At 66.4% G+C, this 10,196-nt stretch carries 10 protein-coding genes and 1 pseudogene; 5 read left to right on the top strand and 6 right to left on the bottom strand.

The genetic code is table 11. The features are described from left to right. The coding region (locus G3N64_RS36500; RefSeq protein ID WP_205788488.1) for a nitronate monooxygenase at positions 1 to 710 on the bottom strand (710 nt) is incomplete at its 3' end. A gap of 145 nt (positions 711 to 855) precedes the next feature. Next, the gene (locus G3N64_RS40285) at positions 856 to 984 is read right to left on the bottom strand and encodes a hypothetical protein (protein WP_277399159.1); all 129 of its coding nucleotides are present in this window, start codon (positions 982 to 984) and stop codon (positions 856 to 858) included. A 158-nt stretch (positions 985 to 1,142) separates the two neighbouring features. Here G3N64_RS40285 and adiC point away from each other — a divergent pair, with 158 nt between their 5' ends. Further along, positions 1,143 to 2,675, top strand: a complete 1,533-nt coding sequence (adiC, locus tag G3N64_RS36495; RefSeq protein ID WP_205788487.1) for an arginine/agmatine antiporter — start codon at positions 1,143 to 1,145, stop codon at positions 2,673 to 2,675. A 3-nt stretch (positions 2,676 to 2,678) separates the two neighbouring features. Further along, positions 2,679 to 5,003 (top strand): Orn/Lys/Arg decarboxylase N-terminal domain-containing protein, encoded by a 2,325-nt coding sequence (locus tag G3N64_RS36490; RefSeq protein ID WP_205788486.1) that lies wholly within the window; start codon positions 2,679 to 2,681, stop codon positions 5,001 to 5,003. Between the two features lie 42 nt (positions 5,004 to 5,045). Here the strand turns inward: G3N64_RS36490 and G3N64_RS36485 are convergent, their stop codons facing one another. Continuing rightward, the gene (locus G3N64_RS36485) at positions 5,046 to 6,248 is read right to left on the bottom strand and encodes an RNA-guided endonuclease TnpB family protein (RefSeq protein WP_205788485.1); all 1,203 of its coding nucleotides are present in this window, start codon (positions 6,246 to 6,248) and stop codon (positions 5,046 to 5,048) included. 70 nt (positions 6,249 to 6,318) lie between these two features. Between G3N64_RS36485 and tnpA the strand changes: the two are divergent. Continuing rightward, a pseudogene (gene tnpA / locus G3N64_RS40480) lies at positions 6,319 to 6,656 on the top strand (IS200/IS605 family transposase); the annotation flags it as partial. Positions 6,657 to 6,794: 138 nt separating this feature from the next. Here the strand turns inward: tnpA and G3N64_RS36475 are convergent. After that, entirely contained in the window at positions 6,795 to 7,529 is a 735-nt protein-coding gene (locus G3N64_RS36475) for a hypothetical protein (protein WP_205788484.1), read from the bottom strand. A 141-nt stretch (positions 7,530 to 7,670) separates the two neighbouring features. Further along, on the bottom strand, positions 7,671 to 8,645 hold the full coding sequence (gene ftrA, locus G3N64_RS36470; protein WP_205788483.1) for a transcriptional regulator FtrA: 975 nt from the start codon (positions 8,643 to 8,645) through the stop codon (positions 7,671 to 7,673). Between the two features lie 111 nt (positions 8,646 to 8,756). On the opposite strand from ftrA, the gene G3N64_RS36465 reads away from it, so the two are divergent. Both G3N64_RS36465 and G3N64_RS36460 read left to right on the top strand, forming a co-directional pair. Beyond that, complete coding sequence (locus tag G3N64_RS36465; RefSeq protein ID WP_205788482.1) at positions 8,757 to 9,176, top strand: rhodanese-like domain-containing protein; 420 nt, start codon at positions 8,757 to 8,759, stop codon at positions 9,174 to 9,176. 101 nt (positions 9,177 to 9,277) lie between these two features. Then, positions 9,278 to 9,604, top strand: coding sequence for a superinfection immunity protein (locus G3N64_RS36460; RefSeq protein ID WP_205788481.1), 327 nt, complete (start codon positions 9,278 to 9,280; stop codon positions 9,602 to 9,604). A 15-nt stretch (positions 9,605 to 9,619) separates the two neighbouring features. On the opposite strand, the gene G3N64_RS36455 is transcribed toward G3N64_RS36460, so the two are convergent. Next, a partial coding sequence (locus tag G3N64_RS36455; RefSeq protein WP_205788480.1) for a cytochrome P450 occupies positions 9,620 to 10,196 on the bottom strand: 577 nt, incomplete at its 5' end.

Raw genomic sequence — 10,196 nt, 5'->3', positions numbered from 1 at the left:
AGCAGGTAACCCGTACCGATCTGCACCGCCCGGGCACCGAGCGCGAACGCCGCCGCGATGCCGCGGCCGTCGGCGATCGCGCCGGCCGCGATCACCGGCGCGCGCACCGCGTCGACGATCTGCGGCAGCAACGCGAACAGGCCCGGTTGCGCATGGATGTCGTCGGTCAGGAACATCCCGCGATGGCCGCCGGCCTCCGCGCCCTGCGCGACGATCGCGTCGACACCGCGCGCATCGAGCCAGCGCGCTTCCTCGACGGTCGTCGCGGACGACACGACCCGCGCGCCCGTGCGCCGCACGCGCTCGAGCAGCGTGTCGTCCGGCAACCCGAAATGGAAGCTCACGACAGCGGGCCGCAATTCCTCGACGACCGCGCACGTCGCATCGTCGAACGGTGCGCGGCCGGGGCCGCCCTTCACGTCGGCCGGATCGAGCCCGGCTTCCGCGTAGTAGCCGGCGAGCGCCGCGCGCCAGCGCGCGTCGACCTCGGCGTCGGGCGCCGGCGGCATATGGCAGAAGAAGTTCACGTTGAACGGTGCGCGCGTGCGCGCCCGGATCGCCGCGATCTCGTCGCGCAGTTGCTGCGGGGCGAGTGCCGCGCATGCGAGCGAGCCGAGCCCGCCGGCTTCGCACACCGCGATCGCGAGCGGGCTCAGCGAACCGACCATCGGGGCCTGAATCAGCGGCAAACGGGAAGGCAGCGTCGTCATCGGAATCGTCCTTGGGGAAGAAGCGGCGGGTGCGCGCGCCGGCGGCGCGCATTTAATGCGCTCGATATTAACCGACAAACTCAAACCTCGATTGCGACGCGATTTACATCACGAATTGATTTAACCGGTTCGGCAAAACGATTATTCACGGAAGCTTCAGCAGCGCGCTCTCTCCCGCCAGGATCGAGACCGGCAAAAACACCCTCCAGGCTTGCCGCACGGGCCACCCCAACCCGAATTCAAGCACCGATTCACCGGTTTCAATGACATTCATCAATATTCAAGCCATTAAATACCGGCGTTTACCCTTATTCAAAACCCTCAAGGCGATAACATGAAAACGTTAAATAAAACGACGATTCATGCCGAAATCGTCGACCGGCGCCACGCGGCGCCACCTCAATCGCAACACGTCTTCTCAAGGAGCGTCGCATGTCCGATGCCAGCTCGTCCTCCTCCCGCGCCGCCGCCACGCCGGCCGCGGCTTCCGCGCCGAAAATCGGCGTCATTCCCGCCACGCTGATGGTCGCGGGCAACATGATGGGCTCCGGCGTCTTCATGCTGCCCGCGAACCTCGCCGCCACCGGCGGCATCGCGATCTTCGGCTGGCTGATCACCGTCGTCGGCGCCGTATCGCTCGCGCTCGTGTTCGCGAAGCTCGCCGCAATCGACCCGGCTGCCGGCGGCCCGTACGCGTATGCGCGCAAATCGTTCGGCCCGTACATGGGCTACCAGACCAACCTGATCTACTGGCTCGCGAACGTGCTCGGCAACGTCGGCCTCGCGGTCGCCGGCCTCGGCTACCTCACGCATTTCTTCCCGGTACTGAAGGACCCGCTCGTGTTCGCGCTCGCGCAGATCTTCGTGATCTGGCTGTTCACGTACGCGAACATCCTCGGGCCGAACGTCGTCGGCCGCCTGCAGTCGGTCACGACGATCTTCGCACTCGTGCCGATCCTCGGGATGGCCGTGTTCGGCTGGTTCTGGTTCAGCAAGGACGTGTATTTCGCCGGCTGGAACGTGTCGGGCACCAACAGCTTCAGCGCGATCGGCGCGACGCTGAACTTCACGCTGTGGGCGTTCATCGGCGTCGAGAGTGCGTCGGTATCGGCCGGCGTCGTCGAGAACCCGTCGCGCAACGTGCCGATCGCGACCGTCGGCGGCGTCGTGCTCGCGGCCGTCTGCTACGTGCTCAGCTCGACCGTGATCATGGGGATGATCCCGAACAAGGCGCTGCTCGCATCGAGCGCGCCGTTCGCGGATGCCGCGCGCCTCGCGCTCGGCAATACGGCCGCGAACGCGGTCGCGCTGTGCGCGGCGCTCGGCTGCCTCGGCTCGCTCGCAGGCTGGACGCTGCTGGTCGGCCAGACCGCGAAGGCGGCCGCCGACGACGGCCTGTTCGCCGGCGTGTTCGCACGCGTGAACTCGAAGAACGTGCCGTCGGCCGGCCTCGCGATCGTCGCGCTGATCATGACGGTGCAGGTGCTCGCGACGATGTCGCCGAGCGCCAGCGAGCAATTCGGCAAGATCGCGTCGATCGCCGTGATCATGACGCTGCTGCCGTACATCTACTCGTGCATCGCGATCAAGGTGCTCGGCTACGGCAAGATGCCGTCGCACCAGTTCACGTTCTACACGATCGTCGGCCTGATCGGCGCTGTCTACGCGCTGTGGGCGATGGTCGGCTCCGACGGCCAGCAGACGCGCTGGTCGCTGATCTTCGTCGTCGCAACGATCGTCTTCTACGAGCTGTCGATCAACCGCCAGCGCGAGATCGAGGAAACCCATATCCATCCGGGCGGCCGCTCGCCGCGCTGGGTGCGCTATCTCGCGCTCGGCGTGACCATCGCCGCGCTCGCCGCCACCTTCTGGATCTCCGTGGGCCGTCACCAGGCCGACACCCTTCACGCGCGCTCGCCGGCCGTTGCCGCGGGCGTCCAGGCAACCCAGCAAACGGGGGATTAATTCATGACCGCTTCCTTGACCCAACCGGCCTTCCGCCGCCTCGGCATGAAGGCGCTGCTCGTGCAGCACGACATCGATGAACGCACGGCCACCGGGCGCGCCGCGACGGCGCTTGCCGAAGAGCTGCGCACGCGGCTCGTCGACGTCGTGATCGCGACGTCCGCCGAGGATGCCTGCGCGGTGGTCGCCGCCGATCCGGCGATCCAGTGCCTGCTGCTCAACTGGGAACTCGGCAACGATGCCGGCCACGCGCCCGCGCAGGCCGTGCTCGACGCGATGCGCGCGCGCAACGCGACCCTCCCCGTGTTCCTGCTCGCGAGCCGCGCGAGCGCATCCGCGATTCCCGTCGACGCGATGCGCAAGGCCGACGACTTCATCTGGATGCTGGAGGACACCACCGCGTTCATCGGCGGCCGGATCGTCGCCGCGATCGAGCGCTACCGCGAAACCGTGCTGCCGCCGATGTTCCGCGCGCTCGCGCAATTCTCGCGCGTGTACGAATACTCATGGCATACGCCCGGCCACACGGGCGGCACCGCGTTCCTGAAATCGCCGGTCGGCCGCGCGTACTTCGAATTCTTCGGTGAGGCGCTGTTCCGCTCGGACCTGTCGATCTCGGTCGGCGAACTCGGCTCGCTGCTCGACCATTCGGGCCCGATCGGCGAAAGCGAACGTTATGCGGCGCGCGTGTTCGGCGCGCACCGCACGTATCACGTGACGAACGGCTCGTCGATGTCGAACCGCGTGATCCTGATGGCGAGCGTCACGCGCAACCAGGTCGCGCTGTGCGACCGCAACTGCCACAAGTCGGCCGAGCACGCGATGACGATGTCCGGCGCGATTCCGACCTACCTGGTTCCATCGCGCAACCACTACGGGATCATCGGCCCGATCATGCCCGAGCGTCTGACGGCCGCCGCCGTGCGGCTCGCGATCGACGCGAACCCGCTCGTGCGCGGCCGCGACGGCATCGACCCGACGCCCGTGCATGCGCTGATCACGAACTCGACGTACGACGGCCTCTGCTACAACGTCGCGCGCGTCGAGGCACTGCTCGGCCAGAGCGTCGATCGATTGCATTTCGACGAGGCGTGGTACGGCTACGCGCGCTTCAACCCGATCTACCGCGACCGTCACGCGATGCACGGCGATCCCGCGCAACACGACGCGAGCAAGCCGACCGTATTCGCGACGCAATCGACGCACAAGCTGCTCGCCGCGCTGTCGCAGGCCTCGTTCATCCACGTCCGCGACGGCCGCAACCCGATCGAGCACGCACGCTTCAACGAGGCGTACATGATGCACGCGTCGACGTCGCCGAACTACGCGATCATCGCGTCGAACGACGTGAGCGCCGCGATGATGGACGGCCCCGGCGGCGAGGCGCTGACGACCGACGCGATCCGCGAGGCCGTCGCGTTCCGCCAGATGCTTGCGCGCCTGCACACGGAATGCGCGGAGAACAACGACTGGTTCTTCAACGGCTGGCAGCCCGATAGCGTCGTCGATCGCAAGACGGGCCGCCGCGTGCGCTTCCACGAAGCGGACGAGACGCTGCTCGCCACCGACCCGTCGTGCTGGGTGCTGCATCCGGGCGACACCTGGCACGGCTTCGGCGAGATCGAGGACGACTACTGCATGCTCGACCCGATCAAGGTGTCGATCGTCACGCCGGGCGTCGCATCGCACGGCGGGCTGATGCCGGTCGGCATTCCGGCGTCGGTCGTCACCGCGTATCTCGACCGGCACGGGATCGTCGTCGAGAAGACGACCGACTTCACGATCCTGTTCCTGTTCTCGCTCGGCGTGACGAAAGGCAAGTGGGGCACGCTCGTCAACACGCTGCTCGACTTCAAGCGCGACTACGATGCGAACGCGCCGCTCGAACAGGTGCTGCCCGAACTCGTCGCGCGCTATCCGGAACGCTACGGCAAGCTCGGGCTGCGCGACCTGTGCGACCTGATGTTCGGCGCGATGAGCGACCTGAAGACGACGGAGATGATGTCGCGCGGCTTCTCGACGCTGCCGAAGCCGGATTACAGCCCGGCCGAGGCATTCGAGCATCTCGTGCACAACGACATCGAGATGCTGGAGCTCGCGGAGATGGAAGGCCGCACCGTCGCGACGGGGGTCGTGCCCTATCCGCCCGGCATTCCGCTGCTGATGCCCGGCGAGAACGCGGGGCCGGCCGACGGCCCGCTGCTCGGCTACCTGAAGGCGCTCGAGCAGTACGACCTGCGCTTCCCGGGCTTCACGCACGACACGCACGGTGTCGAAGTCGAGGATGGGGTGTACCGGATCGCGTGCTTGACATCCTTCCCCGCCTGAAGACGGGGGATTCCTACCGCGCCTGAAACGATGATGCTTGTCTCAGATCACCTCGGCGGGTTCCTGCTTCACGGAGCGGCACGACTGCACCGGCTCTCCACAGGCTGCAACGCGGTGTCCCCGCGCCAGAATGTTGAGAGCACCGACGACATCGGCGTTCTTCTCGTAACTGCATTCGACACAGGCGAATTTTTCCTGCGTGGTCCGGTTATCCGCACTCACGTATCCACAAGCCGGACACGTCCGGCTTGTATTCGCGGGCGGAACCGCCACGAGCCAGCCGCCATTCCAAGCCAGCTTGTATTCCAACTGCCGCCTGAACTCGAACCACCCTTGGTCGAGGATGGCCTTATTCAGACCGGACTTGGCCCGAACGTTCTTGCCGGGCGCATCGGTGCTGCCTGCCGCCGACCTGGACATATTCCGAACCTGCAAGTCCTCGATACACACCATCGCGTGGTTTTTGCTGATCGTGGTCGTGGCCTTGTGCAGGTAGTCGCGGCGAGCATTGCCAATGCGCGTATGGATGCGCTGGACTCTGGCCTTGGCTTTTTTCCAGTTATTGCTGAACTTGACCTTGCGGCTCATCGCACGTTGGCATCGGCGCAGACGAGCCTCATGTTTCTTGAAACTGTTGAGCGGTGCGAAAAATGTGCCGTCGCTCATCGTGGCGAAGCGGGCGATGCCCACATCGATGCCGATCACGCTGGTGGCATGGGGCACCGGCTGCTCGACCTCGCGCTTGGTCTGGATCGAGACACACCACTTGCCCGAGTTGAAGCTGACCGTTGCGTTGCGCAGTTCGCCCAGCACGGGACGCGACAGCCTCAGCCGCATCCAGCCCAGCTTGGGCAGGAAAATGCGCCCATTGGGCTGGTCGAGCTTGAATTGCTTGGGGTCCGGGTAGCGGAAACTGTCGCGCTGGCCGCGCTTCTTGAACTTCGGAAACGCCGCTCGCTTGGCGAAGAAGTTCTTGTAGGCCCGCTCCATGTCCTTGAGGGCATGTTGCAATGGATGGATGGGGGCATCCTTGAGCCATGGCGTTTCGCCTCCGTTACGCCACTCCGTCAGATGCTTGGCCATTGCTACGTAGCCAATGAACTTGCCGCCCGCCTCGTAGTTCTCCTTCTGCAACGCCAGTGCCTTGTTGTAGACGAACCGGCACGATCCGGCGAAGCGGCGCATATCGCGCTGCTGCTCGCCGTTCGGCATCAGTTCGAACTTGAAGGCCTGGAGTCGTCGCATTGGACGATTGTATGTCTGGCCCACAAGCGAGAGTCAAGCCATTCGACGCGGTCGCTATTACGTCTTTCTGATGCATGTGCACTTGGTCGTCGTGACCGAATACCGGTGCGACGAGTTCATCATGGAAATCCTTGACGACATGTGTCGCATCTTTGCATGTGTGTACCGCGACTTCGAAGCCGAACGGGCGGAGTTCGACGACGAGGGCGATCACGTGCACCTGCTGGCGGACTATCCGCCCAAGATTGCCAGTGAACGGATTCAGGGGCATCTCAAGTCGCATGATCCGACAGAAGTGCTACTCCAGCATTCGTAAAAAGTTGTGGAGCGATGCGCTGTGGCCTCCGTCTTACTTTGCCGGAAGTTGCGGGCGGGGCGCCTATCAAAGTCGTTCGCAAATACATCGACCCACTAGGTGCCAGAAAGGACGCCTACGGCGTCCGCGCTATCCTTCCCCGCCCTGAAGGACTGGGTTTGACGCGCATTCAGATCCAGCAGAAGGCGCGCGACACCAACACGCGCTGAGTGCGCGATGCAGCCGGCCACTCAGGCGGCCGGCTGCGCCTTCAACTGGCCGACCCACTCGGCGAGCTTCGCTTCGCCCTCTTCGTCGAGCTTGCCGTGGAGTTCCCCATACCACGACGCAATTGCATCGATCGGCTGCGTGGCCTTCAGGATCTCGAGGCTCTTCTCCAGGAACGACGAGAAGAACGGAATGCCGCGCATGTAGAGGAAAGTCGAATCGGTGATGTGCATGTGGGCATAGACGTCGCGCATCCACGCGAGATGCGGCAGCGCCTCGCGCAGACGGCCGCTCTGCATCAGCGCGGAAATGAAGTTCACGCGCGCGGCGGCGTCGGACTGCTCGTGCGTGTCGTGATTGACCTGGGCGGCCTTCTGCAGCCACGCTTCGCCGCGCTCCACTTCGCCGCACATCACCGAGGTCGTCGCAAGCTGCAGCGCGTTGTGCGCGCTCGGCTCCTGCTCGAACAGCTTGAGCCAGTACGGGAAGGCTTCCGCGTAGCGCTCCATCTCCGAGTACGCGAGCGCGCACAGGCGTGCCGCATCGGCCAGCCGCTCCGCGTGCGGCATGGCGCCCTCGATCGCCTTCTTGTACCGGCCCACCTGGAACGCGGCCAGCGCGGTGGCGAGTTCGGGGGCCAAGTCGGGCTCGCGCGACTCGCCCTGTTCGTCCGCTTCTGCGGCGTCGTGCGTCGACGGCGCAGGCGACGACGCTTCATCGCGCGGTTTCTTTCCGAACAGCTTTCCCAGCAGGCCCATGGTGGTTGTCCTTGTCGTTTTCGTTGTGCCGCGTGAACGGCGCAAGCCGGCCACCGCGCGGCCGGCTTCTCTCAGTGATGCGCGATCTTACGCCACGGCAGTGTCACCCGAGGAAAACGTCGACAGGAATCGGCGCTGCGCTCAAGCGTCCCGCGCGCTTTCGCCGCGACTCATCCCGCGCCGGTACGCGGCCGGGCTCGTCGCCGCGACGCGCCGGAAATGCCGGCGCAGCGATTCCTCGGAACCGAACCCCGCACGCACCGCAACCTGCGCGAGCGACAGCGCCGGATGCGCTTCGAGCATGTCCTTCGCGACGTTCACGCGTTCGCGGATCAGCCACGCGAGCGGCGACATCCCCGTCGCGTCCGCGAACTGACGCTGCAGCGTGCGCGTGCTCATCGCAGCCTGCGCGGCAAGCGACGCGAGCGTGTGCGGCTCGGCCGCGTGCGCGCGCATCCAGTCGATCAGCTTCGCGAGCCGGTCGGTGCCGCCCGGTGCGACCGGGCGCGGCACGAACTGCGCCTGCCCGCCGTCGCGATGCGGCGGCAGCACGAGGCGCTGCGCGACGCGGTTCGCGATCGCGCCGCCGTAATCGCGGCGCACGAGATGCAGCAGCATGTCGAGCCCCGCCGCCGACCCGGCCGACGTGACGACCTGCCCTTCGTCGACGTAAAGCGCATCCGGATTCACGCGCAGCGCCGGATAGCGCGCCTGCAGTTTCTCCGCATAGCGCCAGTGGGTCGTCACCGTGAGGCCGTCGAGCACGCCGGCCGCCGCCAGCACGAATACGCCCGAACAGATCGAGCAGAGCCGCGCGCCGCGGCGATGCGCAGCCCGCAGTTTCTTCAGCAACGGCTCCGGCGGCAGTTCGTCCGGATCGCGCCAGCCGGGAATCACGATGGTATCGGCGCGATCGAGCGTCGCGAGCCGGTAGGGCGCGGCGACCGTGATGCCGCCCGCCGCGCGCACGGGCCCCGGCTCGCTCGCGCAGACCGCGAAGCGATACCAGTCGACCCCGAGCTCGGGGCGTTCGAGGGCGAACAGTTCAACCACGCAGCCGAATTCGAACGTGCAGAGGCGATCGTAGGCGAGCGCGACGACGAGATGATTGTGCATGGCGCGATGTTACCGGAACTTGTCGATCGCGCCACTGCCGCGAAACGCGCCGAACCGCGATACTGCCCCTCATTCCAACGCGTTCTGCGCCCCCTTCAGGAGCACCTGCTCATGTCCTGCGTCACCGACGTGCCCGCCGCCGACAGCCCCACCGCCCTCGCACATTTCGAGGCGTCGCTGCGATTCGAGACCGATTGCTGGGACGTGCACGATGCGCTCGCGTCGAGTGCACCGGATTTCGTGCTGCTCGACGTGCGCGGCCCCGACCTGTTCGCCGCCGGCCACGTGCCCGGCGCGCGCAACCTGCCGCACCGCAAGATCATCGAGAGCAAGCTCGCCGGCTATCCGGCCGGCACGCTGTTCGTCGTCTACTGCGCGGGCCCGCACTGCAACGGCGCCGCGCGCGCAGCGATCCGGCTCGCGCGCCTCGGCCGGCCGGTCAAGCTGATGATCGGCGGCGTGACGGGCTGGCTCGACGAAGGTTTCGCGCTGCGCAACGAAGTGCAGCCGGCGGACGCCGAAGCCGGCTGATCGTCATTAAAAACGCAACAATCAATTGCCAACGCACGGCCTGCACGCGAACGGAAAAAGCGCGACAATCAGTCCCATTGCAGTTCGGATGGAGCAGCAACATGCAGAACGCAGTCCTGATTCAAGTGGCCGGTTCGGTGGCCGCGGTCGCGATCTATTTTCTGCCGGCGGTCATTGCCGACCGGCGTGGCCGGCACGACAAGCTGACGGTCGCGATGTTCAACGCACTGTTCGGGTGGACCGGCATCGGCTGGCTGATGACGCTCTACTGGGCCTGCCAGCCGAACCCGCGCACCGATGTCGCGCAGACGATCCTCGCCAAGCGCCGCGGCGTCAGCATGCGGACCTTCTCGACCGGTCTCGTCGAGCGCGTGCAGCGCCGCGTCGCCGCCCAGGAACAATGGGCAGAGAAGCAAGGCTGCCGTTAAGTCCCCCTTTCCCGCTCACCCTGCCGCGTCGAACTTCGGCATCCTGACGTTGGTCGACGCGCGGTAATGCCACACCGGCCCGTCGTGCGGCAGCCCCCCGGCCGCACGCAGCCACGCCCCGAACGCCCCCGTCGTCACTGCCCGCGCGATCCGCTCGCCCGGGCAACCATGCGGCCCCGTGCCGAAGCCGAAATTCGGCCCGGCCGCGCGGCCAGGCATGAATTGATGCGGATCGCGATGCACGGCCGGGTCGCGGTTCGCCGCGGCGAGCACGACGAGGATCGCGTCGCCGGCTTCGACGGTCACGCCTTCGATCGCCGTGCGCGACGCGACGAAGCGGCGCGTGTTCTGCACCGGCGAATCGAAGCGCCCGACTTCGGCAACGAATGCGTCGAGCGCGGCTTCGTCCGGCACGACGCGCGCGGCGCCCGCCCCCGCCCCCGCTTCCCCATCCCACGCCACCAGCGTATTGCCGAGCCAGGCTGCTGTCGCCTCGCAGGTCTGCGACAGCAGCCCGACGAGATTCGCGACCAGCGCGCCGCTTGCCTGCCAGCCCGCCGCTCGGGCCGCCTGCAAGCGGCGCGCTGGTCGA

Source organism: Burkholderia sp. Ac-20344 (assembly GCF_017104975.1).
Taxonomy (GTDB): Bacteria; Pseudomonadota; Gammaproteobacteria; order Burkholderiales; family Burkholderiaceae; genus Burkholderia.
Note: the sequence above shows the minus strand (reverse complement) of the source record. Positions and strands in the feature narration are given on the sequence as shown.